Below are 25,759 nucleotides of genomic sequence, written 5' to 3'. Positions count from 1 at the left end.
AAGAAAGGTTTATAATTATTCTAACTAAGGTTGAGATTCAAACATGCAAAAACTTATTGATTATATCACACAATTTGTGAAACTGAATGATGAGGCTATTCAGGCACTGAAGGACCTTGCAGAAATTGAGATCTACAGAAAAAACCAATATATCCTTGAAAACGGACAACGTTGCAACAAAATCTGGTTCCTGAAAAAGGGAATGGTACGAAAATTCCATTTATGTGATGGCAAGGAGATTACAACATGGATTCATACTGAAAATGAAACGTTTACATCCCTGCAAAGTTATGCTCAAAATACCCCGTCTGACGAATTTCTACAGGCATGCGAGGATACAGAAGTCATAGGAATTACAAAAACCAATAGTGAAAAACTTTCCCGATATCCTCAATTTATAGTTTTTACAAGCACCTTAATGGAACGTGAATTTGTTAATATTGACAAGCATTCAAAAGCTCTGAATCAAAGAGATGCCAAAGGAAAGTACGAATACCTGCGGGAAATTGCTCCCGAAATCATTAAAAGAGCTAAAATTGGACATATTGCATCTGTAATTGGTGTATCAAGGGAAACATTAAGTAGAATCAGAAGAAGTTCATTTTTGTGACCTGGATCAAAAAAAATACCGCTTGCCTTGCTGAACTTTGCCAAATCAAAATTAATAAAAATGGCAAAGACATCTATCTACAAAACAGACGAGGGCAAAGAACAGATTATAAAGTACTATTATTCCCTGTTGTCACAATGGACTCAACCGTCCATACAGTTTTACATTGACACACAATTAGGAAAAACACATATTATAGAAAGCGGTAACAAAGTGAACCCGGCAATTCTTTTATTACACGGCACGGGATCCAATTCGGCCATGTGGGCTTATGATGCCAAAATATTATCTGAGACATTTCATGTATTCGCGGTCGATATACCGGGCGAGTGCGGAAAAAGCTCAGAAAACAGACCAGATTTCAAAGATGAGAATTATTCCAACTGGATCTCTGCAATTACCGAAAATCTGGGATTAAACCAGGTTTCATTAATCGGTTGCTCTCTTGGAGGATGGATTGCTATGGATTACGCGATTAATCATCCGGATAAGGTAGATAAGCTGATATTAATGGCTACTGCCGGTGTAACGCAGATAAAACTGAAATCTGTTCTATGGATTATTCTTACATCATTAACAGGAAGTTGGGGATTTAATCAACTCAATAAAATGGTTTATGGAAACCTGACAATTGATAGTCAGGCTCTTGAATTTGCCGCATTAATTAAGAAGTATTTTACCCCACGGACAGGTGCATTACCGGTTTTTACAAACGAATCACTTGGCAAAATAAAAGCATCAACTTTATTTATTGGTGGTGAAAACGACTGTTTTTACAATTCAGAAAAAGCAGCATCGCGCTTAAAAGAGCATGTCGACAATATACAATGTCATGTATTAAAAAACACAGGTCATGTTTTGATAGATCAAACAACTAAAATACTGGAATTTTTAAAAAACTGATTACAATGAAATTTGAGTTTACCGGACAACTAAAAACATTGATTGATAAAGCGCATAGTGGAAATTCATTAGATGTTGACTACATCATGAATCATTTAAATATTGAATCAACATTGGCAATAACACGGTATGTGGATTTCGCACTAAGCCTGGTTGAAAATACAGATGGTATAGAAAGGATAAAATATTATTTATTCAATGGCACTCTGATACAGAGAAACTACGCCAGTTTGTTTTTAAACAGACTTGGTGAGTGGAAACCCGTAAAAGAAGCTTACGAAAAAGGATTGATTGATAAAATTCAGGCATATTGCCGTTGATATGAACATACATCGTAAATAACTAAAACATATTTCTAACGGACCAGTACTATAGTCGTTTGTTTCATTTTTACAAAACAATTAATCCGCTCTCAGTTCCTGTACACGGTGAGATTTTTCGTACACCAAAATCTTCTGCTTTTGACCACTGTTATGTCCGATATACTTTTCTGATCCGGCAAGTAAAACAGGGAAAACCCGTCGAAAATCTTCTATCTCGCCGGTGCTTTCAATTTCAGCCTGCCATACAACTTTAAGCTGATGATGCAAATTTGAATATGCAATATCGTAAGCCGTTAAATACAGATACCGGTGGTATTTTGTTTTAGTTTTATTCACCGTTTGATAACCAACAATTTCCATTTCTTCTTCACCTTCTGAATCTACAGCGCCAGTAGGAGCCCACACCGGCAATCGTTGTTCAGTAACATCAAAATCGGGAACACTCATCCCGTATTTAAAGTAAATGACATAATCTGCATCTTTTAAATCCTTTACCATCCGGTATCCCTTATCGCTAAATACCTTTACGATCTGGTTATAAAATTCCAGATACTGCAGGTCATAAGGAATTATGGTTGTGTCTTCAGGCACCAGAACACATGTTTTGCCTATACAAACAGAGTCGTTACCATAGCTATCTACATATACATTAAAACCGGTACTTTCACTATATGCATGATATGCTTTGTAACTGTTGTAGGTTGCACATCCTGAAAATAACAGGATTAAAAAGGAAAAGAGTACGAGTTTCTTCATGGTGTTAACTTTTTATATCGGGAATTATCAGCTAACAGACAAGCAAAAAACCTGCCAGATATAAAGCACTATACACATAGAATCTCCTACTCCCCTCTTTTGATACGAGGGACCACGTTAGTCATTTATAATAACTCTTTTATGTACTTAATTTTAAGAGTTGAAACTCAGAATTGTTCACCACGCATTGCAAGGCGCCCAGTATAGAAAAAAGTTATATCAACCGGTTGAACCCAATGCATTGGCAATGGCGTTTACACATTGCAGCAAAGCAAACAACAGATCATTTTCCTCCGTAGTATTCTCACCTTTTATATTGCGCCACTTTCTGATCAGTTGCACCTGGGCATCATGCAGTGAATTTAATGCATCAGCCCTGAGCATTGTAGAATAAAAGTGGTTCATCCTCCGTTCACTGATTGGTTTACCAAGCAATTCTGACAACATTTTCCGGGTCAGCTCCAACTCACCAACTATCTTATTCATAATATTTTGACGTACGACCTCATCCTCTACAAGTCCTGCATATTTTTTCATGACTTCTTCGTCGGTAGCAGCCAGGCTAGAATCCAGGTTGGTAAGCACATACCGCACAAAAGACTCATATTTTGCCAATCGTTTAAGTTTGAAAAATGCTTCCGGATTTTCATTATGTAACTCATTCAGCGTTGATCCCACTCCATACCAGCTTGTAATGTTAAACCGGGTCTGGGCCCAACTGAATACCCACGGGATTGCCCTGAGGTCATCCATAGACCGTTTACCTGTCCGGCGTGCCGGTCGTGATCCTATTTTGCTCGATTCAATAACATCAATAGGCGTGGCTTCGGAAAAAAACTGAAGGAAATCAGGGTCAGACAACAACTGATGATAAAAATAACTGCCACGTTCTCCGAGATGTCTGAACAGCTCTGAAATTTCATCCTGCTTTTCAGAGGTATATTTGTGTAATATCGTCTGAGCCGAAACAGTGGCCAGCATCAACTCAAGGTTGTAGGATGCGTTCACCATGTTGGCATATTTTCGCTCAATAGTTTCCCCTTGTTCTGTCACACGAAATTTTCCCTGGATGGAATTGTGCGGCAAAGCCTTTATGAACCAGTGTATCGGCCCCGAACCACGGCTTATGGTTCCACCCTTACCATGAAAGAACCGGATCACTACTCCATGCTTTTTACCCGTCTCCGTCAGCTTCCGTTGAGCCTGGTTCAAAAACCATGAACTGGCCAGAATACCACCATCTTTATTACTATCGCTATACCCGATCATGACATCCTGTATCATCACGCCCTTTTCACCAGCCTGTAGTTTCAAACTGTTCTTTACAATATCCTGACTGAGATAATCATCAAGAATCTCAGGACTTTTCACAAGGTCATCAATAGTTTCAAATAATGGAACAACGGGCAGTATTGTTGAAAGTCCGTTTTCTGCTTTTTGGGTCAGACCTGCCTCACGTAAAAACAGATACACAGTAAGTAAATCTCCCGCATTACGGGTCATGCTCACAATAAGTTTTCCGATGGAGCGGCTCGTATAATGGCTCACATGTTCGCTAACCACTTTGAGAGTCTCAATCACATTCATGGCTTCCTTACCGGCTTCTGAATGTGACACAAGAAATGGTCGGTTAATTTTCAGTTCTCTTGCTAGAAAGATTCGTTTATCTTTTTCATCCTTCATGACGGAAGCAGCTGTATTTTCATCTATGGAGGCAGCAATTATCTGATGTAGCGCTTTTTCGTGATACGCACTATTCTGACGAATATCCAGCTGAGCCAGATGAAAACCAAAAATCTTCAAAATACGTCTGAAACGTCCGACATCCACATGCGCCACTTCCGGAATTCCATACTCCATCAGTTCCCGGTATAATAAGTCAATATCATTCAAAAGCTGTCCTGAATGACTGTATGCATTATCCCTGTCCTGTAAATCAATGTTGTGCTCATGTACCACGTCAATCGGAAGTTTATATAACATGAGCAATACATACGCCTTAAAAATTTCAGAACTGTTTTCTTTCAGAACCATCACCCCGTCTGTATCAAGTTCCTGTACCAAGGCATGAATACGTTCAGCAAATTGCTCACTCACACCATTAATTTCCTGGTAAATACTCAGCTTACCTGCCAGCATAATCAGTTCTTTCTTAACAATGATAAAAGCGTGTATGCGTAAACGATTCAGAGTAATTCTGGTGATTTCCGGAGTTACCAGAGGATGGCCGTCACGATCACCACCAACCCAGTTGCCAAATGACAACCCGGGGAACAGATCGTTATCTTTCAATTTCTCAGGATCAAAACCAACCTCTTTCCAGGCCAGTCTGAGTCTTTTGTCCAATAAAATAACCACATCAGGAAATACCCTGGTCAGGTAATGCAGAATGTTATCAAGTTCGGATTCCACCCTTGGCTTTTTAATGTAAATCTCATCGTTATTCCAGAGTCTGTGTAATATATGCTTGATTTCATCGCGAATATCCTCCTGTTCAATGTGAGTATACATTTTGTTTTCACGCTTTACCAGCAACAGGTAAAGTTTGCGATATTCTTTTAAAACAACTGTCCGTTTGGCCTCCGTTGGATGGGCAGTCAGTACAGGTTCAATCAGGATATCGGGTAAAACTTCCAGAATCTGATCTTCCGTAATCCCATTTTCCTTTAACAATTTAAAGTTTGATGCCCAAAGTCCGTTTACGCCAGCCATCTCCTTCTCTTCTTTTGCTCTCCGGCTCTGAACCGCACCATTCACTTCAACCAGGTTAAGCAGCTGAAAACTTAATGATAATAAGTGAATATAATCGTTACTGAGGAGTACATCTTCCGGAGGATTAACGTTTGGCCTGATCCAGGGAATATAGGGTACAAATTCGTGTTTTCCACTCTCTTCCAGTACTTCTTTCACACATTCAAGGAGATAGTTCAGATCGTCATAAGGTTTTCCCAATGCGCTTTTTACTTCTTCGAATACACTTTTCATGCTGAGAACTATGTTTAGTACCAAAACAGGAAAAGCATATTAACAGTTCATAAAACGCCCGGGAAATATCATTTAGCCTTAGACCCGGTATCCAACAGAAAACGGTAGAATTAAAAACACCATTTAACCCCAGGAGAAAAAACCTGCGTAATATTCGTTGTTCTCCCTTGATATTTTTTACCTGCAAATCAGATTATTACTTATAATCCTGTTACTGTACTGCTGAATAACAGCTTTTAATTTCTGCTCCTGCCGGGTGATATCAACTGTGGATATAATATTGTGTTTCAGGAAGGGATCGCTTTTATAATTGAACACTGATGTGACGTTCTTACCATTGAAATAAATCACCAGATCACCTTCCATATACTGGTAGTTATCACCAATAAAATTCAGAACATATGTTTTGCTTTGTTTATCAAACAAATTGTCTCCAAATGCCACATAGCAGCCCGGATAATGAAGGTAATGCAATACAGATGGCATAATATCGGTTTGCTGTGCCAGTCGCTCATCCACACCCTTTAAACTTCCGTCAGGCGTATAAAATATAAGAGGTATGGCAAATGCATTCACATTGGTTTTATATTCCCTGTGAACCGGTGTTGTACTGTGATCTGCTGTAATCACAAACAGGGTATTTTTAAACCAGGGTTCTTTTGATATACGTTTAAAAAACAGCCTTAAAGCATTATCGGTATAGCCCACACATTTGTGCAGAGGCATATCTCCAACCGGAAAAACGCCTTCATATTTTTGAGGCACTTTGTAAGGATGATGAGACGAAAGTGAGAAGAAAACATTCAGAAAAGGTATGTTATCTTTCCCTGTGTTATCTGCTATAAATTGCAGAAACTGTTCATCCCATATTCCCCAGATACCATCAAAATACCGGTCATCGTTGAATTCCTTTTTGCCCATATAATGCTCAAATCCAACCATTTTAGTGAAAGCAGAAAATCCCATAGAACCGTTTGGTGCCCCATGCCAGAATGTTGTATTATAGCCTTCACGGCTCAGTAATCCGGCCATACTGCTTACTTCGTCCGAAGAGTATTCCGAAAGAACAAACGGCAAAACCAATGCAGGTAAGCCCGAAACAACAGATGGAAGCGCATCGATGGATTTTCGGCCATTGGCAAAAGCATTAGGGAACACAAGACTCTCACCTGCGAGTGAATCCAGAAAAGGAGTATAGCCTTTATACGGTTCACCTTCAAGAGAATCATTAAAACAACCAAAGTGTTCCCTTGAAAAGCTTTCCAATATAATTATCATCACATTTTTACCGCATAGTTTCAGGGAATCATTAGCAGGATAAACCGGATTGAAATAGGCGATCATCTGTTCATCTGATGTAAAGTAGTTCTTTTGGGTATACGTCTCTTTACCGCATGTCCTGATAATACTGAAAGGTGTATTCAGCACAATTGCCACTTCTTCCGGAGAGCTGACATAATCTCCTGCATTACTCAGTGTAATAGGACGTGTACTGTGACGCCAACCTCCCCGCATACCAATTACCGCTATTGCAACGTATAATAAAAGCCAAAAAAAACCTGCGGGATAGGCCATCCATTTCCGTTTAAATGAGATGGGTTTACGCTCTACGCGGTTATATAAAAACACCAGTAAAAAGATTAAAATAATCCAAACGACAAACACAAACCAATAGTCAATTATAAAGCGGCCTGCAAGTTTAGACAAATTGACTTCGTATTTAAAGCTACCGATAATACTAAAGGTGGTTCGCTTAAGAATAAACGGATAATATTCAAAGTCGATGACATTTAAAGCTAAACCGAATGCATTTATAATCACAAACAGCCACTTCAGAAATTGTCTGTACCCCAGGCTATACAACCATGGAAATGGTATGATCGCTAAAATAAACCATATGCTATTGAGATAAAAAATAGCACTGATATCGAATTTAAGTCCACCAAGCATCATCTTTCCAAAACCCGCTAGGGTGACATTCTGAAACATATCTGTATTAAACAGATAAAACAGTACCCTGCATATGGCGTATAAAAAAAGTAGTATAACGAAACGATACAGCAGAACAAAAAATCCACTGATGCGGAATCGTTTAAATAAATACGTATTCATATAGGTTCAATATCAACAGCATAAAAGTAGTTAAAACAGCTCAGATGTCTTAAATAATTCGAATTTGTTTCATTTCAACCTAAAAGTTATTGATGTAACGATTTTGTTTTTCATAAATCAAATCATCTCAACCCGACTGTAAATTCTTTTTCTATTAAATTATCGCAAATGGTAAAAACCAATAGAAATAAATATATTTACTATATGTCAGACCATTTCACTTTTTCTTCGGTTTATCAGGTCAAAATAAATATGTGATATTGGCATTTTATTTTTTCAGAGCATACTTGAAACTTTATCACCGAAATCAATATCAATGTGCATTTTAAGTCAAAATGGGTCATTTTAAGCAATCGATTGCCAAAAATTTTGACATAACGACTGAAAAGCCTCTCAAAATTTCAAATCACAAGGTTTTTTTTATATATTAGCCCACTAACTAATTCTAACTAATCACTAAAACATTCTAATTTTATGAAAAAGCTTTTTACACTTATCGTATTTTTTATTGTGGCTTTTGCGACAATTAATGCTCAAAAAAATGTAGTTTACATTTGTGTTACGGACCTGGCTTCAGGTGATGCCATTGAGTCAGAACAACCCGTAATTGATGCAATCACAGCTGCTAAAGGTGGAGATTATTTTAATGTTACACCTTTTGATGCTTCATCAATTACAAGCGAAGATGTACTGACTACACTTAATGCAGCGGATGTTGTTATTGTTGGCCGCTCTGTGAACAGTGGTGATGTGATCAATGATCCTCAGTCTGAAATCTACAGAAAAATTACAGCTCCTGTTATTCACACAAGTCCCTGGGTTATCAGAGGTGACAGATTGGGTTATGTAACCGGAGGCACTGAACACCAGAATACTGATGATACCAAAGTAGTTCAGGCACTGATTCAGGATTTGTCAAGTCCGGTTTTTGAAGGAATCACAAATTCAACTATTGACTGGACCATTGGTTATACCAGTAATCTGACACCTGAAACAGGTGATGCAGGAGGAACTGTATTGGCAAAAACAGATGATGATCGTATCCTTTTAATACTGCATGATGCAAATGTTGAGCTTCCTGCCAGTGGACGTACCCCATTAGGACCTCGTGCTTATATGGGTAACGGACAGGATAATGTTGAACCTGCCACTTACTGGAATTATGCAGATGATGGTGCAAAAGTTTTCATTAACCTTGTAGCCTACATGGCAGATCAGGTGACAGCCATTGATGATGTGCAAACAGAAGCTGCGAAGCTGACTATTGTAAATTACAATGGAACAGTTCGTATTTCAAATGCAAAACTCAGTAATGTAAGTGTGTACACTTTAAGTGGACAGCTGGTTAATAAGCCCATTGTTTCAAACCACATTGCTGAAGTTACCAATCTTAACAAAGGTGTTTACCTGGTTAAAGCAACAGTTGACAGCAGAACTGTTACCGGTAAATTTATCGTTCAGTAATTCATTTATTAAAATACTTATAAGGGGTAATGCTGTTTGCATTATCCCTTTTTTATGCCCGTGAATATACCAGGAAACAAAATTTCACGATTCAAAACTTTTTCATGTTGCTTTACTGATATAACTAATTATCTCTCACTTTTCAGTAGTTTTTCAAAATAACTTTCCGTTCCGGTTTAATTGATTACTTTTGCGCGCTCAATAGATTCGATAACAAAGAGCACATAAAAATATTATGATAACAGTTTCTGATCTGGCCATTCAATTTGATAAAACTCCCCTTTTCACCGATGTTAATGTGAAATTTATGCCCGGCAACTGCTATGGTGTAATTGGCGCCAACGGGGCGGGAAAATCCACATTCCTGCGTATCATTTCAGGGGAACTGGATTCAACCCGCGGTTCAGTAGCTTTGGGCCCGGGAGAACGCCTTTCTGTTTTAAAACAGGATCACAATGCGTTTGATGGATATCCTGTTCTCGAAACTGTATTGCGTGGACATGAAGATCTTTTCAGGATCATGCAGGAAAAGGATGCACTTTATGCCAAACCTGATTTTTCTGAAGCAGATGGCTTTAAAGCGGCAAAGCTGGAAGATGATTTTGCCACTATGGATGGCTGGAATGCAGAAAGCGATGCGGCCATGCTTTTAAGCGGCCTTGGCGTAAAAGAGGAATTTCATTATCAGTTGATGCAGGATATTGATGCCAAACTAAAAGTAAAAGTACTGCTGGCCCAGGCTCTGTTTGGAAATCCGGACAACCTGTTGCTGGATGAGCCAACCAACAATCTGGACCTTGATACAGTTCTCTGGCTTGAAAACTACCTCTCAAACTTTGAAAATACGGTAATTGTCGTTTCACACGACCGTCACTTTCTGGATAATGTGTGTACTGACATTGTGGACATAGACTATGGAAAACTTAAAACATTTTCCGGCAACTACACCTTCTGGTATGAATCCAGTCAGCTGGCTCTAAGACAGCAGGCCAATCAGAACAAGAAAGCGGAAGAGAAAAAGAAAGAACTGCAGGAATTCATTTCGCGCTTTAGTGCCAATGTGGCTAAATCGAAACAGACCACCAGCCGTAAAAAGATGCTGGAAAAACTAAAGATCGAAGAAATTCAACCCTCAACAAGGCGCTATCCGGGTATCATTTTTCAACCTGAACGCCCTGCCGGAGACCGGATACTGACCGTAACAGGACTGGAATATGAACTGGAAGGTACAACCTTGTTTAAAGATGTCAGTTTTACGGTAGAAAAGGATGATAAAATTGTGCTTATCTCCAGGGATAACCGTGCGGTTACCACGTTCTTTAAAATGATTCTGGGTGAAATAAAAACAAAGCCTGATCAGGTGGAATGGGGCCAAACCATCAAAACAGCCTACCTGCCACAGGATAATACGGCATTCTTTGAGAAGGACATGAACCTGCTGGACTGGCTTGGTCAGTTTTCATCCAATACCGACGAGAGCTACCTGCGGGGGTATCTAGGTAAAATGCTGTTTAACCGGGAGGAGATTACTAAAAGCTGCACCGTGCTTTCCGGTGGAGAAAAGATGCGTTGTATGATCTCACGCATGATGCTGCAACAGCCCAATATGGTTATTCTGGATCATCCGACCAACCACCTTGATCTGGAATCGATCCAGGCCTTTAATAATAATATGAAGACCTATCCGGGCCACATCCTGATGGCATCGCACGACCACGAATTTATCCGAAGCGTGTGTAACCGGGTTATTGAATTAACACCCACCGGTATTATTGACAAATACATGGATTTTGAAGACTATCTGGCTGATGATAAAATCAGGGAACGACGGAATGCGATGTATGAAGGGTAATTAGTTTCATTATTGAAAATCAATAATATTCAGAATACACATTAGTCATTATTTCAAAAATCCGCCAGAATATGCGGCCTTGATTCGCTCTTATTTCATTTGGAGTTGCATTCTCCGGCCTTGATTTACATGATCTTTTAATCCAGGGGTGTTACCCCGGGCTACCAATATTTGACTCCTACGGAGTCATTTTCACACAAAATGTCATCATTTGAATTGACCGCTTCACTAATCAAACTTTGGTGTAGGCTCCAGCCTACTTCATTAGCTTAGTTGTTAAAAACGACGTAGCTTAAAAGCTACGCCGAGCAAGGGTACAAAACTGTGATGCAAGCAACCTGATAACATAGTAGTTATTCATTTAAGCTTTTTAGATGGTAATTGTAATGATAATTATAATTCAAACTGGAAGGATACACAATATTGACCTTTTCTGCCATTTTACCCTTTACATCTTTTTAACTTAGTTTTAATAATGTTGCTCCATCAACGGCATTAATCAGATTATACAAATTGTCATTAAATAATTCAAATTCTTTATTGATACTTGTATAATAAATTTTAAGAATATTTGCGTGTATCCTTTCACCGTCAATCAGGGAATAAAAGTTTAATTCAGCTTTAAAGTCAAACCCACCTGTACCGTCAAATGACTCAATATACTCTATAAAAATAAGTATGCTGTCAATAATTCCTATAACCTTCACACCTAAAGAATGTTGTTTAGTTTTTATTTTGAAATCTTTCCGAAACTTATCATTAAAAACATTGAATTCAACTTCCCCCTGTGGTATTTTTCCATCAACGATAATATGAGTACCATCATTTAAGATTTCACCTCTCTCTACAGTATAACTTTGTTCATCTATATTTAATACCCTTCCTTTATCAACCAGAGTGATAAACCGTTGACCATTACACTTCATTAAAACCTGGCCATTATTAATAATCAAACCAGTACTAAGGTATTCATTATGATTATATTGGATTGTTCTTAAATAATTACCATCAACAGAAAACACATAAGCCTCTTCTCCGTTAACCAGATAAAATAATTTATTAGTCTCATCATATTCGATATAATCGCAGTATTCGTCAAGATTAAATTCATATGATAAAGTATCTGTTATAAGGTTATATATCTTTACTTTTTTATCCACATTACATAACAAAGCTGCTGAAGAATCATTTAGAATTGTAAAATCTACAAGTCCTATTACTTCTGAATAACCTACCTCAGTCTTAATACCTCCTACTGTATCCCATGGTACTTTTAGCACCTCAACAAAATCCTGTGAATTGGAACTCTCTGATAGGAAAAAATTAATCATAGTAATACACAAACAAAATCTATTAGTGTTCATTTTTAACATTTTAAAAATTCATAAAGATCAGGGTTTAATGTATAATCCAACCTATTACTATATACACCTTTGTCTTATTTACACCTAGGTTCAAATGGTGTGGAACGTTTATTTTTTAAGGTTTCATCCAACAATGTCAGTAAATATACAAAAACAACCCAATATCTCAACATTTCATATGTGAGAACTTTTTGCGGCCTTGATTCGCTTTTATTTCATTTGGAGATATGCTTTCCGGCTTTTATTTTCATTAACTTTAATTTCTGAGGTAATAACTTGGGATTGAAAATCCTGACCGAACCATAAAGGCTAAAATAATTGTACTTTTTAGGCAAATTAAGCATATCCCCAGGGCAATGCATCCATAAAAATGGTGTCTTAGCCAAAGACGCCATCGCAAACAGAGGGTAATAGATCTACTCTAAAAGAATATTAACTGAATCAATTTGAGTCTTACGAACTAAGGTATATATATAAAAAGTATCATCTTGGAAAAAATAGATTTGATTTTTGCTATCCTTAACGGCACAAAAAACTATATTGCTGATATTAGAATCAATTGAATAAACCTTTAAATTACTAAAATGAACGGCATTAAAAAATCTCCACGAAACATGAAGAGAATCGTATGATATTATATTTTCTTTTAGATGAGATAATTCTTCAATCCCGATTGATTCAGGCATATTTAAATAATCCTCGGATGATTTTCTCCTATTACAACTTACACATAAAAGAATAAGAAAAACAAATAATATTCTACTATTTTTCATTCCGTTTCAGTATTAAAATGTGTCATTTCTCCATTAATGTACAGTTGAATAACTGCATTTAAAAATATTTCCATTTCAATAACTTGCAACTCAACCGGATAAGTTAAATCACCATATAAAATATACTTGGAAAGAACTCCAGAACTCTCCTGAAATTCTAATTCAAAATAAGTTTCTCCTGGGGGAGGAAATGATTTATCCTTTGGTATTTCAATTTTAGATAAATCAATTATCTCAAATGGTATCTTATAGCTTAAACCATATTTTTTACCATCTATTATTAAATGGTCATTATTTACAACAGTAAACTCTTGACATGTAAACCAATAAGGTCTTATTATAATTTTTAGTGAAACGGAACTAATATAATTCTTTTCAGCCAGCAATTTAACTTTCGAGAATGATCTTGCATATCCTTCAAAATAGACTTCAACCCCGTTTTTTCGTACTTCAATACTGTCTATGTGAGAATTAATATTATCGGAACAACAATTTAGCTCAGTTACTTTATAAATTCTATTACTTAGTTGTATCTTTTCCAGACAATAGGGGATCCAATTAGTTATAATAAAAGAATCCTGAATCATAATAATTTCATTGCTTTCACTATTCTGGTACACCCCACTAATATTACTACTGAACTGTATGTTCCTGTTACAACTATAGATTAAAACAAATGATAACAATAATATTATTCTTGTAATCTTAAACCCCCTATATATTAATGAAGACATATTTAATCATTTACAAAGAACAAAATCTGATGATTTTTCGATTATGACAGTATCCATTTCCGTTACTCCAAAAAGTTTAAATTTTCCGGGATCATTTAATTGCTTTTTTATGTCTTCGACATAATCAGGCATATAACCATATTTTAATGCAACTCTAAAAAACCTTTTAGCATTAGCGTCTAACATAATGGTATCAGAATCAAAATAGCGCAGCTCCAATGAATTTGTGTCAATTTCAATGTAATACTTATAATAATATTCACTGACATTTAGGTCATGATTCAAGTTATTATGCACTTCAAGAACAAAAACAAGGGGTACATATCCAAATCCATAATCAGAATTAATTTGCAATTTTTTAATCAAAAATAATAAATCATCACCTTCTGAATCCTGTTTTACGAATCTTAATTCACTATCACTGCATGTTCTATGACCACATGAAATAAGGGTAATAGCTGCATAAGCTATCAAGAATCCCATTAAAAATAACTTAATCATTTTCTTCGCTTTAAATATTTTCAGTTTAATAGACTCCAACTTAACTCATAACGCGAGCTTAGTTGTTTAAAACGACGTAGTTTAGAAGCTATGCCGAACAATTAAACTACTTGCATCTTGCTTTTAGAAAGACTTTATATTGAAGTAAATACTAAAAATAAAACCTAAAAACCCTATTAAAAAAAGCATGAAAGTCCATTGATATTGCCTTTTTAATTTTATATCAGTTGTATTACTAATCTTACCAAGGAAAATAAATACAATTTTTATATCATTCTGATTAGGAATAATTCTTTTTAGACTTTTTTCATCAATATCATCTTTCAGATGCTCTTTCATTTTATTAATTGAGCCAAAAACTATAAATAAGGATATTATAGCGCTAAAAAATCCAATCATAACCATCAATAATTAATACCATTTTCACTATAATATGTGTTTTTCAATGAAACATCTTTCACTTCCCTTATCCAAGTTTCTCCAATTACCCGTGATAGACTTTGTTTCATCCGGAGAAGTGTTCTCCAGCCTTGATTAAGATACCCTTTACACCAACCTAATTTAAGCTATCACAAAAGTTTTTAATGATAAAACATGTATCCATTTCAGGGTTTTTAACTATGATTTTATTATCATATTCATCCTTATTTATTGTGTCACCTTTAAATATGAATTCATAAAATCCGCTCCTATCCATAGGTAGTGAAAATGAATAAACTGAACCATTACTTTTTATGTCTATCAAAGGAAAAGAATGATTTTTATAATCTATATACTTTTTTATGACTACACCTGTTATTTCAGATTCCAAAAATGCGTTATAAACATGGTCACAGTTTTTTCGTTTAAATTCATCCAGAGTAAAAAAGAAATACAATATTGTCAATACCGCCAATGTGAAGGTTATTTTACTCCGATTTTTAATAATTTTTTCAAACCACATAATTTCAATATCCAACCGGTTCTATTATTTCTATTGTGGTATCAATTTTAGTTTCATTAATATCCCAAAAGAATTCTACCAAGCTATCCATACCATTAAAAAACTTCATTACATCTCCATGACCATAATCCTTCAAAAACAACTCCCTTCTAATTGATGGTATCATGCAATGTGTGCTGTAATATATATAATCGTCAAAGTTCGTTACATCGCTAAACCTATGAAATACCATTTTTGTATTGCCGAAACCTAAACCTTCATATGATTGGAATGTATTACAATCTAATATTTCTATTTTTCCTGTATACATTCTTCTATTAAATTCAACACCTTTCAAGGACATTGTAGATATAATTAAACTGTCACGACAAAACTCATATGAATACAACTGATTTCCTAACATAAACCCCGTTGTATCACATGCATAAACGTGCAAGGAATCATGAGCTATCATAAACTCAACGTAAACAGAATCTTTATAATTTGCACACCAAAGTCCCTCTAAATTAATGTCTGTTGTATTGTTTTGATCACATCCAACAAGCAAAAGCACTAATACTACAGTTTGAAATATAAGTCTGAATTTCATGTGTTCATTTTCAACAATCATTCCAATTCAATATCTAAATTATCTGTTTTTTATATCCTAAAAATCTTCAAAGTGAATTACAGCCTTTCTTTTTATATATCTTTTCTTTTGAGAATCATAGAATTTCACCTTAAATGTCATTTCGTTCTTTACCATTGTCTGTAATTTAAAAGGCAAATTTTCATTTTTATTATATTTTAAATTATAATCCTGAGAGAATCGTTTTTGATCATATGGCATTACTGAAATCAGATTCTGGAGCATAAATGAAAAATCCCCATTATTAACTGAACAAAGTTTAGCTTTTGCACCATTCGTTTCAAATACGTACCAAACTATATTTAAATGCGCCCCATGATTCATTATTTTTTCTACAACAAAATATTTCGCATTATTTGTTATAAAATATGATGTAGCATATATATTACCTAGAAGATAAACATCCGAGGGATCAATTTCAACTTGTTTAATATTTTCATATAAACCGTCCTTTCCGGATTTTAACAGTACAATAAATTGTTTATTAATTTCAGGAAATCTTGACAATAAACTATCTTCATGTTGCTCATAATATTCAGTATCAAAACATCCACCAAAACTACAGCCAAGAGGCTTAATTATGGCCTTATAGTCATAATTATCAGAGAATATGGTATCCATGCAACAAACCTTAACCGGGATAGATCCAAAACTATGAACACTAAAAAAAACAAACAGAATAAAAATATTTGAATGTTTCATAAGTTGATTTTCAACAACAAAGAATATATACAATGTAATAGCTCATTTGATCATTTCATCAGGATCCCATATCGCTTCATAGTCATACCATTTATTATTAGATCTGGCCAGAATATGCTTACCTTTTACGATAGTTTTGGAGACATTTGGAATTCTGCCCTTTTCTGTCCCATTTTTTATTGACCTAAACTCAAGATTAAAAATATCCTCTTTATCAATCATGTCTTTATCAGCTAATAGTGCAGTTGTAGCAACAATACCAAGTTTTGAATTAAAATGACAATTTATTACTCTCCTGGACTTTGTTTTTATTTCCCATAAAATTTCTCCTTTTGACAGATCTATCATATGCAACATATACGATGAACTAACCAGCAAATATTTACCCGTATCATCAACAAAAGCATTATGAATGATATCAGCATCAGGTAAAATTTGGTCAAATAAACCTTTAAATATAAGCTCCCCTTTATTGGTGAAACAAAAAAAGACATTTTGATAAAAACTGAAAACAACCAAAAAGTTACTATTAGATGAGAAATTGACAACAGGTTCAATATTTACTTCGCTGATATGTAGTATATCCCCATCCTTATTAAAAAAACCGATATATTTTGAGGGAGCTTCTCCCTCGAAATAAGCCACAAAACAGTTATTATCAGGAGATATTTTTTTAGTATTAAAAGTCCTTATATAAACATCATTTAAGGATGCACTTTTTAAATGATTCTTTTCATCTTTTGATAGTAATGCTATATCTGTATAGTCAATGATATTATTATGAACTATATAATTATTAATTGAATCAATTTCCTTTATTTTATTTATTTTCAGATGCTTTTCTGATTTCTGAGCACTTGCATTATTCAGAATTCCAAATAACAATACGAGCGTAATAATGGGGGCAATTCTATTCACATTAATAATTTTAAGAATACTTCATAATGTCCTTTCAGAGTCTTTTATTATTCAACAGCAAAGTAAATATACAAAAACAACCCAATATTTCAACATTTCATATGTCAGAACTTTATGCGGCCTTGGCGGGTTCTCATTTCATTTGGAGTTGCATTCTCCGGCCTTAAATTACATGATCTTTTAATCACGGGGTGTTACCCTTGGCTACCAATATTTGACTCCTACGAAGTCTTTTTACAAATAAGATCTGAAAAATTACGTTAATCTTTCGTATTCTCAAGTCAGGTGCAGATTTTTTATTCGCTTATTCTTCCTGACTATCATATGTTTTAAACCCAATACGTTTCCTTTTGGAAATATTAATTTCTTTTTGTTTTGCTTCTTCAAACTGTTTTAAATATTCAAATATCAGCATTATTTTTTTGTTGTGATCAGCAGACTTGTACTCAATGTCGTCCAGTCGTCTCATGAGTTTTGTATTATCATTTAATGCTTTCCTCAATTTTATAAAAGTCCTCATTATGGCAATGTTAATATCTATTGCCTTTTTGTTTTTTAAAACACTGGATAGCATTGCGACACCTGTTTCGGTAAATGCAAACGGCCTTGCCCCTCCAAGTATCTTTTTGGAAGGTATCACATTTTGTGATACCAGTAATTCAATTTCATCATCTTCTAATTCAAACATAAAATCTAAAGGGAATCGTTCAATATTTCTTCTTACAGCTTGTTTTAAGACTCTTGTTTCAACATCATACAGATCTGATAAATGAATATCCAAAATAACCTTTTCGTCCCTCAATAATAGTATTTTAGTGGCTATTGTTTCAAGTGGTATAATAATATTTGACATGGCTAATGGGTAATAAAATATTCAACAAATTACATAAATATACAAAAACCTAAATACAAAATAATATTTCATTAACAGAATATATGCGGCCTTGACGGGTTCTCATTTCATTTGGAGTTGCATTCTCCGGCCTTGATTTACATGATCTTTTAATCCCCCGGTGTTACCCCGGACTACCAATATTTGACTCCTACGGAGTCTTCTCACAAAAAATGTCATGATTTGAATTGGCCGTTTCACAACCCACATTTTTGGTGTAGGGGTCGGCTCCAGCCTACGCCATGGGCTTAGTTGTTAAAAACGACGTAGCTTAAAAGCTACGCCGAGCAAATTACTGTGTACCTATTAGTATCCCGACGAACTACGTTGTCGGGATCAGTTCAACTATGTCAATTCAGAACATTATAATTAATGATTCTGAATTGACAGTTTCACTGATTACACCAGCCCATGATCCAGCATGGCGTTGGCGACTTTGAAGAAACCAGCCACGTTAGCACCTTTTACGTAGTCGATATAACCATCGCTTTGTTTTCCGTACTGCACGCAGGCATTATGAATGTTCAGCATGATCTGCTTCAGGCGGTTATCCACCTCTTCCGGCATCCACATCAGCTTCATGGCATTTTGCGACATTTCCAGTCCTGAAACGGCTACACCACCAGCATTGGCTGCCTTACCCGGAATAAAACCAACTTTTTGTTCCAGAAAATATTTGGTAGCTTCCAGGGTGGTTGGCATATTAGCCCCTTCTGCAATAATACTGCAATTGTTTTTAACCAGAATCCTGGCAGATTCCAGGTCCAGCTCATTCTGTGTGGCACACGGCAATGCCACATCTGTATTTACTTTCCAAACATCATTGCGGTCTTCGCTGTACTGAGCTTTTGTCCTTGTCTCACAATACTCAAGAATCCGGCCTCTCCGCACCTCTTTTATTTCTTTTACAAGATCCAGGTCAATACCGTCCATGTCTATAATACAGCCATTTGAGTCAGACATTGTCACCACCTTACCTCCCAGTTGCTGTACTTTCTCGGCTGCGTAGATGGCCACGTTTCCGGCACCGGAAATTGTTACTATTTTATCCTTCATGGTAGTACCATGTTCTTCCAGGAACTTTTCGGTAATATACACTAAACCGTAACCGGTTGCCTCTTTTCTGATCCAGCTTCCACCCCAGTGTGTTCCTTTTCCTGTGAGCACGCCTTCGAAGCGGTTGACCAGACGACGATACTGACCAAACAGAAAACCGATCTCCCGCCCGCCCACGCCAATATCACCGGCTGGCACATCCGTATTGGGACCGATATGACGGTATAATTCTGTCATGAAACTCTGGCAAAAACGCATAACCTCGTTGTCAGATTTACCCTTCGGGTCGAAATCCGATCCACCCTTGCCACCTCCCATAGGTAAGGTAGTCAGAGCATTTTTGAAGATCTGCTCAAATCCAAGAAACTTAAAGGTTCCCAGGCTAACTTCAGGATGGAAGCGTAAACCACCCTTATAGGGGCCCAACGCACTGTTAAACTCAATACGATAGCCACGATTCACATTAATTTTACCCCGATCGTCCTGCCAGGGCACACGAAACATCAGGATCCTGTCCGGTTCGGTAATCCGATCAATAATATTGGCTGCTTCGTAACGGGGGTTTTTGTTATACACTTCTTCAATAGACTCCAGTACTTCACGTACTGCCTGGTGATATTCAACCTCACCTGGATTTTTTTCAATGAGGTTCTTTAAAACTTGTTCGGTGTTCATAGTTTTTGATTTATATTTCTATAAATGAACAAAAAACACCACGCTTTCTGAATGATTTTTATCAGCCCGGAAAACTTTATGGATCAGGATATTAATTATAAAAACAACAGCATCAAATTACGTTAACCGGAACATTTACCGATTAATCGGTTCTTAATTGACAGGTAAACGTTACGACGAAAGCTAAACTGTTAATAAATCGGGATCAGATTACAATTATTAAAAGCCGTTTCCGTTTCAAATAAAGATTTAAAGGTATATTTTTGTGGAAAATTATTTTAAGACTTAAGATAATAGACATAAGACACAAGACAAATTCGCAAAGAACAGAATCATATGAACATAAGCTTAACGGATAAGAAATTTGTGATCACTTTAGTGGTGGTAATCTCGGTAATACTCACAGGTGTTTTAGTCATGTTTTTTATACAGAACAACCAGATGAATCAGATGGAGGAATCGTTTAACATTGAAAAGGATTCTCTTCTGGGAGACTACCGGGAACTTGCATTTCAATATGATTCGCTGATGCCGCAAACCGATTCTATGATTCTGCGTCTTGAAATTGAACGCCAAAAGGTGGTTCAGCTGATGGAAGAACTGGAAACCGTTAAAGCTACAAATGCTTATAAAATCAGAGAATACAAAAAGGAGCTTTCAACCATGCGTAAAGTAATGAAGCACTATGTATTCCAGATAGATTCCCTGAGCCAGGTAAATCAGGAACTGCGGGAAGAAAACAAAAAGGTAGTTCAGCGCTATGAAGAGGCATCACAGACCGTAAATAAGTTGCAGGAAGAAAAAGAAACACTGGTGAAAAAGGTGGAAATTGCGTCTCAGCTGGAAGCAACTGATTTTAGTATTGAGATGCTGAATGACCGAAGCAGAACAACCCGAAGACTGAGTAAGGCAGTAAAAATTGAAATTTGTTTTAATCTGAGCAAGAACATTACAACACCTGTTGGGGAAAAACCTGTGTACTTAAGAATTACGGCTCCCAATAATGAGGTCCTTATAAAAGATTCAAATAACACCTTTAAGTATCAGGATAAGGATATTCTTTATTCCATTATGCGGGTTATAGAGTACGAAGGTGAAGCCATGCAGGTATGTGGATACTGGAAGATTGAGGAGTTTCTGTTCGAGGGAGAATATCGTGTTGACGTATTCGCAGATGGTTATCTTATCGGACAGGCAGTATTCGAATTAAGTTGATTATTAGGAAGTATAGTTTAATATACTGAGAGCAAACAGATTACTTTAAGGATCTTTTTTTTAGAATTTTTTTAAATAATCTCATTTTTTTCTTTTATAACCGGTTTTTAATCCTACCTTTGCCTAAATTTTAATTAAAATAAGTAATGAATAAAGGTATTGTAAAATTCTTTAATGATTCTAAAGGTTATGGTTTTATTAAAGATGAAGAAACAAACAAAGAGTATTTTGTACACGTATCTGGCCTGGTTGATCAGGTTGGAGAAAATGATGAAGTAACATTTGATCTTCAGGAAGGAAGAAAAGGATTAAATGCAGTTAATGTAAAGCTTGCTTAATATTATTGATCCAAATATAAAAGGACTTCCAAGGTTGACCGTCGGTCAGCCTTTTTTTGTGCCTAAAAAACGATTTAAAGTGGAGATTAGGAGATTAAAAAACGACATATTAAGTATATCCAAAATCCTCCGCCCGTCATTTGACGGACACCTCCTTTTAAAAAAAGGAGGACAATATTAAACTTACTCAACCGAATACAACAATGGACTAATGGATTGTTCCTGAGTTTTCAAATTAACAGCTCCATGCCAAATAAAAAAGCTGTTCTGAAGAACAGCTTTTTATATCGTTAGCACCAAACTTACAACGGTATATTACCGTGCTTTTTAGGTGGATTACCGTCACTCTTTGTTTTAGTCATATCCAGCGCCTGAATCAGTTTCAGACGGGTATCTTTGGGAAGAATTATTTCATCCACATAACCAAGTTCAGCAGCTTTGTAAGGATTTGCAAACGTATCCTTATATTCCTTAATAGCTTTTTCCCTGTCTTCGTTGGTTTTAATCTTATTCCTGTAAAGAATATTGATTGCTCCGTCGGCCCCCATCACAGCAATCTCCGCTGTAGGAAAGGCATAGTTAACATCGGCTCCAATATGCTTGCTCGCCATCACATCGTAGGCACCTCCATAGGCTTTACGCGTAATGACAGTAATTTTAGGCACTGTGGCTTCGGCAAAAGCATACAAAAGTTTTGCTCCATGCTTAATGATCCCACCAAATTCCTGCAACATTCCAGGCAGAAAACCAGGAACATCCACAAATGTGACAATAGGAATATTAAAGGCATCACAGAAGCGTACAAACCGTGCACCCTTCACGGATGAATCAATATCAAGTACTCCTGCAAGATGTGCGGGCTGATTAGCTACAATACCCACGCTCCGCCCATTGAAACGGGCAAAACCAATAACGATATTCTGCGCATAATGCGGTTGAATCTCAAGAAAATTCTTCTCATCCACCACTTCGGTGATCAGTTCTTTAATATCGTATGGTTTATTCGGATCAGCCGGAATAAGGTTTTGTAACAATTCACTTTCCCTGTCAAGCGGATCCATTGTTGGAACAACAGGTGCTTCTTCCATATTATTGGATGGAATAAAGCTTAAGAGGTCGCGCAGCAACATCATGGCCTGAACATCATCTTCAGCCATCAAATGGGCCACACCACTTTTGCTGTTGTGTGCCATGGCACCTCCCAGATCTTCTTTGGTCACTTCTTCGTGTGTAACCGTTTTGATAACATCCGGTCCGGTTACAAACATGTAACTTGTATCACGAACCATCATGATAAAGTCTGTGAGTGCAGGCGAATATACTGCACCACCGGCACATGGGCCCATAATGGCGGATATCTGCGGTATAACACCGGATGCTTTCACATTCAGCTGGAAGATATCGGCATAACCGGCCAGACTTTGTACGCCTTCCTGTATGCGTGCACCTCCGGAATCGTTGAGGCCCAGAAGCGGAGCACCCATTTTCAGGGCCATTTTTTGTAATTTGACGATCTTGTCGGCGTTGGCACGGCTGAGAGTACCTCCAAACGTAGTAAAATCCTGAGCGAATACATAAACTAAACGCCCGTCTATTTTTCCATAACCTGTAATGACACCGTCAGAAGGAATTTTGGTTTTTTCCATTCCAAACTGGGCACAACGATGCGTTACCAGCTTATCGATTTCTACGAAAGTACCCGGATCCAAAAGATCGGATAACCTTTCCCTGGCTGTTTTTTTACCACCCTCATGTTGTTTTTCTATGCGCTCAACACCACCGCCTAAATCAGCCTCTGCACTACGCTTTTCAAACTCTTTGAATTTCTTTTCAAGTTCTGACATAATCTGATTTTATGTATTTTTCTTTAAGAATCAGGTATCAAGCATCAAGTATCAAGAAGTGATTTGTTACAGGTTACTATCACTGATTCACAACGTATGACTTACTTACAACTTTTTACTCTATCTCCATTAACGTCTGGTGACCTTCTATTGTCTGACCTTCTTTAACCATGACCTTTTTCACTTCACCATCAATACCAGACTTATACTCACTTTCCATTTTCATGGCAGAAACGATGATCACCGGCTGTCCGGCTTTCACTTTATCACCTTTCTTAACAAGAAGTTTAACCACACGACCCGGCATTGGTGAGGATACCGAACCGGCACCGTCAATTCCCTGATTTTTGTTCCTGTTCTCCCGGTATTTGGTCTGCGCATCCACAATCTCAACGTTGTATGAACGGTATTGCGTATTCACCATGTATTTACGCGATTCACTGCCGTGTATGAGTTCCACATTATAGGAATGATTTTTATGCAGCAACGAATAAACGCCGCGTTCCACCATCGTTATATCAATTTCGTACTCACGGCCATCAACGGATAGTGTGGCCATGTTTCCCTTGATACTGACGATTTTTACATCTATTAATTCATTATTGATCTTTACTTCCATAACCTTCAAATTAGAGGCGAATCACACCCATTTTACGTCCGAACTCAATCCACTTTTTGGTTGTATCATCCTTCAGCTTATTTTCCGAAGTTGCCAGATTACGGTGATAATCAATCAGAGAAACAATAGCGGCGATGTCCCTGCAACGTTCATGGCTTCCACCTTCTGTTTGCATCAGTTCATCCATATTGTTGTCGATAAAGTGGGTGTCGTAGTTTCCTTTTTTAAAATCTTCATGATTCATAATTCGTTTCAGGAAACCGATTGAGGTTTTAACCCCGGTAATTTTATACTCGTGAAGAGCCCGTTTCATACGGGCAATAGCATCTTCACGAGTTCTGTCCCAAACGATCAGTTTAGAGATCATCGGGTCATAAAAAAGGGGTATTTCGTATCCTTCGTAAACATAGCCATCGGTACGTACCCCTAATCCTTTCGGTTCAGTAATATGCTTTATTAATCCCGGACTTGGCATAAAATTGTTATCCGGATCCTCTGCATATATTCGGCACTCTATCGCATGGCCAGTTTGCTTAATATCATTCTGAGTGTATGGTAATTTTTCTCCCTGAGCCACAAGAATCTGCAACTTAACAAGGTCAACACCTACAACACGTTCGGTAATCGGATGCTCCACCTGAAGGCGGGTATTCATTTCAAGAAAAAAGTAGTTACCACTGTTGTCAACCAGAAATTCAATGGTACCTGCGCCTTCATAGCTCACGGCTTTTGCCGCAGCAACAGCAGCTTCACCCATCTGAGCCCTTAATTCAGGTGTCATTAACGGAGAAGGTGTCTCCTCTACCACTTTTTGGTGGCGGCGTTGAACAGAACACTCACGTTCACACAGATGAATGGCATTTCCGTGACTGTCTGCCATTACCTGGAACTCAATGTGATGAGGTGATTCAATATATTTTTCAATATAAACAGCGTCATCGCCAAAAGCAGCACTGGCTTCCGACCTTGCTGCATTAATTCCGGATAACAGGTCTTCTGCCTTACGTACCAAACGCATCCCTTTTCCACCACCTCCGGCAGAGGCTTTTACCATAACCGGAAATCCGATTTCCTGTACTACTTTATTTACATCCTTTTCGCCCACAATCTTTTTCTGAGTTCCCGGAACAACCGGAACACCTGCATTGATCATGGTTTGACGGGCCGTTATTTTATCACCCATCGTTGAAATAGCCTGGGCGGAAGGACCAATAAAAATAATCCCCTGCTTCCTGCATCGTTTGGCAAACTCTGCATTCTCAGACAAAAAACCGTAACCCGGGTGAATAGCATCAGCACCGGAATCTTTGGCAACCTGTAAAATTTTAGTGATTGATAAATAACTCTCGTTTGAGGGTGACGGGCCTAAAAAATATGCATAATCAGCGTACCTGACATGCAATGAATTACGGTCTGCTTCAGAATAAACAGCCACTGTTTTAATCCCCATCTCTCTGCAGGAACGGATAATTCGAACTGCAATTTCCCCCCGGTTAGCAATTAAGACTTTCTTTATGTCCATATATTGATTTTTAAAGACGATCTCTATCTA

The 25,759-nt window shown here is 37.0% G+C and carries 24 protein-coding genes; 7 read left to right on the top strand and 17 right to left on the bottom strand.

All coding sequences use genetic code 11. From position 1 onward, the window contains the following. Positions 1-43 precede the first annotated feature (43 nt). Genes ACE1ET_RS09785 through ACE1ET_RS09775 form a run of 3 tightly spaced genes read left to right on the top strand, consistent with a single transcriptional unit; the run spans position 44 to position 1,833 of the window. Entirely contained in the window at positions 44-610 is a 567-nt protein-coding gene (locus tag ACE1ET_RS09785; RefSeq protein ID WP_375728214.1) for a Crp/Fnr family transcriptional regulator, read from the top strand. A 60-nt stretch (positions 611-670) separates the two neighbouring features. Beyond that, entirely contained in the window at positions 671-1,513 is an 843-nt protein-coding gene (locus ACE1ET_RS09780) for an alpha/beta fold hydrolase (RefSeq protein WP_375728213.1), read from the top strand. A gap of 5 nt (positions 1,514-1,518) precedes the next feature. After that, positions 1,519-1,833 carry a hypothetical protein gene (locus ACE1ET_RS09775; protein ID WP_375728212.1) on the top strand — a complete coding sequence of 105 codons (315 nt, stop codon included), beginning with the start codon at positions 1,519-1,521 and terminating at the stop codon, positions 1,831-1,833. Between the two features lie 81 nt (positions 1,834-1,914). On the opposite strand, the gene ACE1ET_RS09770 is transcribed toward ACE1ET_RS09775, so the two are convergent. The 3 genes from ACE1ET_RS09770 to ACE1ET_RS09760 form a co-directional block, all read right to left on the bottom strand. Then, on the bottom strand, positions 1,915-2,592 hold the full coding sequence (locus ACE1ET_RS09770; RefSeq protein ID WP_375728211.1) for a hypothetical protein: 678 nt from the start codon (positions 2,590-2,592) through the stop codon (positions 1,915-1,917). Positions 2,593-2,811: 219 nt separating this feature from the next. After that, a complete protein-coding gene (locus ACE1ET_RS09765) occupies positions 2,812-5,577 on the bottom strand; it encodes a phosphoenolpyruvate carboxylase (protein WP_375728210.1) in 2,766 nt (921 codons plus the stop codon). A 177-nt stretch (positions 5,578-5,754) separates the two neighbouring features. Then, on the bottom strand, positions 5,755-7,689 hold the full coding sequence (locus ACE1ET_RS09760; RefSeq protein WP_375728209.1) for an LTA synthase family protein: 1,935 nt from the start codon (positions 7,687-7,689) through the stop codon (positions 5,755-5,757). Positions 7,690-8,163: 474 nt separating this feature from the next. Between ACE1ET_RS09760 and ACE1ET_RS09755 the strand changes: the two genes are divergently transcribed. Both ACE1ET_RS09755 and ACE1ET_RS09750 read left to right on the top strand, forming a co-directional pair. Further along, positions 8,164-9,153: a T9SS type A sorting domain-containing protein gene (locus ACE1ET_RS09755; RefSeq protein WP_375728208.1), complete on the top strand. Its 990-nt coding sequence runs from the start codon at positions 8,164-8,166 to the stop codon at positions 9,151-9,153. 235 nt (positions 9,154-9,388) lie between these two features. Next, entirely contained in the window at positions 9,389-11,005 is a 1,617-nt protein-coding gene (locus tag ACE1ET_RS09750; protein ID WP_375728207.1) for an ABC-F family ATP-binding cassette domain-containing protein, read from the top strand. 458 nt (positions 11,006-11,463) lie between these two features. On the opposite strand, the gene ACE1ET_RS09745 is transcribed toward ACE1ET_RS09750, so the two are convergent. The 11 genes from ACE1ET_RS09745 to gdhA all read right to left on the bottom strand — a co-directional run bounded on the left by ACE1ET_RS09745 (position 11,464) and on the right by gdhA (position 20,191). Then, positions 11,464-12,369, bottom strand: coding sequence for a hypothetical protein (locus tag ACE1ET_RS09745; protein WP_375728206.1), 906 nt, complete (start codon positions 12,367-12,369; stop codon positions 11,464-11,466). Positions 12,370-12,785: 416 nt separating this feature from the next. Then, positions 12,786-13,055, bottom strand: coding sequence for a hypothetical protein (locus tag ACE1ET_RS09740; RefSeq protein WP_375728205.1), 270 nt, complete (start codon positions 13,053-13,055; stop codon positions 12,786-12,788). 83 nt (positions 13,056-13,138) lie between these two features. Then, a complete protein-coding gene (locus ACE1ET_RS09735) occupies positions 13,139-13,876 on the bottom strand; it encodes a hypothetical protein (protein WP_375728204.1) in 738 nt (245 codons plus the stop codon). A 6-nt stretch (positions 13,877-13,882) separates the two neighbouring features. After that, positions 13,883-14,377, bottom strand: a complete 495-nt coding sequence (locus ACE1ET_RS09730) for a hypothetical protein (RefSeq protein ID WP_375728203.1) — start codon at positions 14,375-14,377, stop codon at positions 13,883-13,885. A gap of 123 nt (positions 14,378-14,500) precedes the next feature. After that, on the bottom strand, positions 14,501-14,776 hold the full coding sequence (locus ACE1ET_RS09725; RefSeq protein ID WP_375728202.1) for a hypothetical protein: 276 nt from the start codon (positions 14,774-14,776) through the stop codon (positions 14,501-14,503). 157 nt (positions 14,777-14,933) lie between these two features. Continuing rightward, the gene (locus tag ACE1ET_RS09720) at positions 14,934-15,335 is read right to left on the bottom strand and encodes a hypothetical protein (protein WP_375728201.1); all 402 of its coding nucleotides are present in this window, start codon (positions 15,333-15,335) and stop codon (positions 14,934-14,936) included. Continuing rightward, positions 15,325-15,909: a hypothetical protein gene (locus ACE1ET_RS09715; protein WP_375728200.1), complete on the bottom strand. Its 585-nt coding sequence runs from the start codon at positions 15,907-15,909 to the stop codon at positions 15,325-15,327. Before ACE1ET_RS09715 ends, ACE1ET_RS09720 begins: the two co-directional genes overlap by 11 nt. Before the next feature lie 57 nt (positions 15,910-15,966). After that, positions 15,967-16,569 (bottom strand): hypothetical protein, encoded by a 603-nt coding sequence (locus ACE1ET_RS09710; RefSeq protein ID WP_375728199.1) that lies wholly within the window; start codon positions 16,567-16,569, stop codon positions 15,967-15,969. Between the two features lie 123 nt (positions 16,570-16,692). Beyond that, the gene (locus tag ACE1ET_RS09705; RefSeq protein ID WP_375728198.1) at positions 16,693-17,568 is read right to left on the bottom strand and encodes a hypothetical protein; all 876 of its coding nucleotides are present in this window, start codon (positions 17,566-17,568) and stop codon (positions 16,693-16,695) included. A 304-nt stretch (positions 17,569-17,872) separates the two neighbouring features. Then, positions 17,873-18,421, bottom strand: coding sequence for an ORF6N domain-containing protein (locus tag ACE1ET_RS09700; RefSeq protein WP_375728197.1), 549 nt, complete (start codon positions 18,419-18,421; stop codon positions 17,873-17,875). A gap of 438 nt (positions 18,422-18,859) precedes the next feature. Next, positions 18,860-20,191: an NADP-specific glutamate dehydrogenase gene (gdhA, locus tag ACE1ET_RS09695; RefSeq protein ID WP_375728196.1), complete on the bottom strand. Its 1,332-nt coding sequence runs from the start codon at positions 20,189-20,191 to the stop codon at positions 18,860-18,862. A gap of 336 nt (positions 20,192-20,527) precedes the next feature. On the opposite strand from gdhA, the gene ACE1ET_RS09690 reads away from it, so the two are divergent. Next, a complete protein-coding gene (locus ACE1ET_RS09690; protein WP_375728195.1) occupies positions 20,528-21,406 on the top strand; it encodes a hypothetical protein in 879 nt (292 codons plus the stop codon). A gap of 146 nt (positions 21,407-21,552) precedes the next feature. After that, positions 21,553-21,744 carry a cold-shock protein gene (locus ACE1ET_RS09685; protein ID WP_375720276.1) on the top strand — a complete coding sequence of 64 codons (192 nt, stop codon included), beginning with the start codon at positions 21,553-21,555 and terminating at the stop codon, positions 21,742-21,744. A gap of 302 nt (positions 21,745-22,046) precedes the next feature. On the opposite strand, the gene ACE1ET_RS09680 is transcribed toward ACE1ET_RS09685, so the two are convergent. From ACE1ET_RS09680 to accC, 3 genes are all read right to left on the bottom strand, one after another. Then, positions 22,047-23,588 carry an acyl-CoA carboxylase subunit beta gene (locus tag ACE1ET_RS09680; RefSeq protein WP_375728194.1) on the bottom strand — a complete coding sequence of 514 codons (1,542 nt, stop codon included), beginning with the start codon at positions 23,586-23,588 and terminating at the stop codon, positions 22,047-22,049. 115 nt (positions 23,589-23,703) lie between these two features. Beyond that, positions 23,704-24,207, bottom strand: a complete 504-nt coding sequence (locus ACE1ET_RS09675) for a biotin/lipoyl-containing protein (RefSeq protein WP_375728193.1) — start codon at positions 24,205-24,207, stop codon at positions 23,704-23,706. Between the two features lie 10 nt (positions 24,208-24,217). Beyond that, positions 24,218-25,729, bottom strand: coding sequence for an acetyl-CoA carboxylase biotin carboxylase subunit (accC, locus tag ACE1ET_RS09670; RefSeq protein ID WP_375728192.1), 1,512 nt, complete (start codon positions 25,727-25,729; stop codon positions 24,218-24,220). Positions 25,730-25,759 lie beyond the last annotated feature (30 nt).

The sequence above is a fragment of the Quyinboa mangrovi genome (assembly GCF_042219825.1).
In the GTDB taxonomy this organism is placed as follows: Bacteria; Bacteroidota; Bacteroidia; order Bacteroidales; family UBA5342; genus JBHJHP01.
Note: the sequence above shows the minus strand (reverse complement) of the source record. Positions and strands in the feature narration are given on the sequence as shown.

Excerpts from the sequence above, each read along its gene's own strand:
- ACE1ET_RS09785 (WP_375728214.1), top strand. The coding sequence starts at position 44 with ATGCAAAAACTTATTGATTATATCACACAATTTGTGAAACTGAATGAT.
- ACE1ET_RS09780 (WP_375728213.1), top strand. The coding sequence starts at position 671 with ATGGCAAAGACATCTATCTACAAAACAGACGAGGGCAAAGAACAGATT.
- ACE1ET_RS09775 (WP_375728212.1), top strand. The coding sequence starts at position 1,519 with ATGAAATTTGAGTTTACCGGACAACTAAAAACATTGATTGATAAAGCG.
- ACE1ET_RS09770 (WP_375728211.1), bottom strand. The coding sequence starts at position 2,592 with ATGAAGAAACTCGTACTCTTTTCCTTTTTAATCCTGTTATTTTCAGGA.
- ACE1ET_RS09765 (WP_375728210.1), bottom strand. The coding sequence starts at position 5,577 with ATGAAAAGTGTATTCGAAGAAGTAAAAAGCGCATTGGGAAAACCTTAT.
- ACE1ET_RS09760 (WP_375728209.1), bottom strand. The coding sequence starts at position 7,689 with ATGAATACGTATTTATTTAAACGATTCCGCATCAGTGGATTTTTTGTT.
- ACE1ET_RS09755 (WP_375728208.1), top strand. The coding sequence starts at position 8,164 with ATGAAAAAGCTTTTTACACTTATCGTATTTTTTATTGTGGCTTTTGCG.
- ACE1ET_RS09750 (WP_375728207.1), top strand. The coding sequence starts at position 9,389 with ATGATAACAGTTTCTGATCTGGCCATTCAATTTGATAAAACTCCCCTT.
- ACE1ET_RS09745 (WP_375728206.1), bottom strand. The coding sequence starts at position 12,369 with ATGAACACTAATAGATTTTGTTTGTGTATTACTATGATTAATTTTTTC.
- ACE1ET_RS09740 (WP_375728205.1), bottom strand. The coding sequence starts at position 13,055 with ATGCCTGAATCAATCGGGATTGAAGAATTATCTCATCTAAAAGAAAAT.
- ACE1ET_RS09735 (WP_375728204.1), bottom strand. The coding sequence starts at position 13,876 with ATGTCTTCATTAATATATAGGGGGTTTAAGATTACAAGAATAATATTA.
- ACE1ET_RS09730 (WP_375728203.1), bottom strand. The coding sequence starts at position 14,377 with ATGATTAAGTTATTTTTAATGGGATTCTTGATAGCTTATGCAGCTATT.
- ACE1ET_RS09725 (WP_375728202.1), bottom strand. The coding sequence starts at position 14,776 with ATGATTGGATTTTTTAGCGCTATAATATCCTTATTTATAGTTTTTGGC.
- ACE1ET_RS09715 (WP_375728200.1), bottom strand. The coding sequence starts at position 15,909 with ATGAAATTCAGACTTATATTTCAAACTGTAGTATTAGTGCTTTTGCTT.
- ACE1ET_RS09710 (WP_375728199.1), bottom strand. The coding sequence starts at position 16,569 with ATGGATACCATATTCTCTGATAATTATGACTATAAGGCCATAATTAAG.
- ACE1ET_RS09700 (WP_375728197.1), bottom strand. The coding sequence starts at position 18,421 with ATGTCAAATATTATTATACCACTTGAAACAATAGCCACTAAAATACTA.
- gdhA (WP_375728196.1), bottom strand. The coding sequence starts at position 20,191 with ATGAACACCGAACAAGTTTTAAAGAACCTCATTGAAAAAAATCCAGGT.
- ACE1ET_RS09690 (WP_375728195.1), top strand. The coding sequence starts at position 20,528 with ATGAACATAAGCTTAACGGATAAGAAATTTGTGATCACTTTAGTGGTG.
- ACE1ET_RS09685 (WP_375720276.1), top strand. The coding sequence starts at position 21,553 with ATGAATAAAGGTATTGTAAAATTCTTTAATGATTCTAAAGGTTATGGT.
- ACE1ET_RS09680 (WP_375728194.1), bottom strand. The coding sequence starts at position 23,588 with ATGTCAGAACTTGAAAAGAAATTCAAAGAGTTTGAAAAGCGTAGTGCA.
- ACE1ET_RS09675 (WP_375728193.1), bottom strand. The coding sequence starts at position 24,207 with ATGGAAGTAAAGATCAATAATGAATTAATAGATGTAAAAATCGTCAGT.
- accC (WP_375728192.1), bottom strand. The coding sequence starts at position 25,729 with ATGGACATAAAGAAAGTCTTAATTGCTAACCGGGGGGAAATTGCAGTT.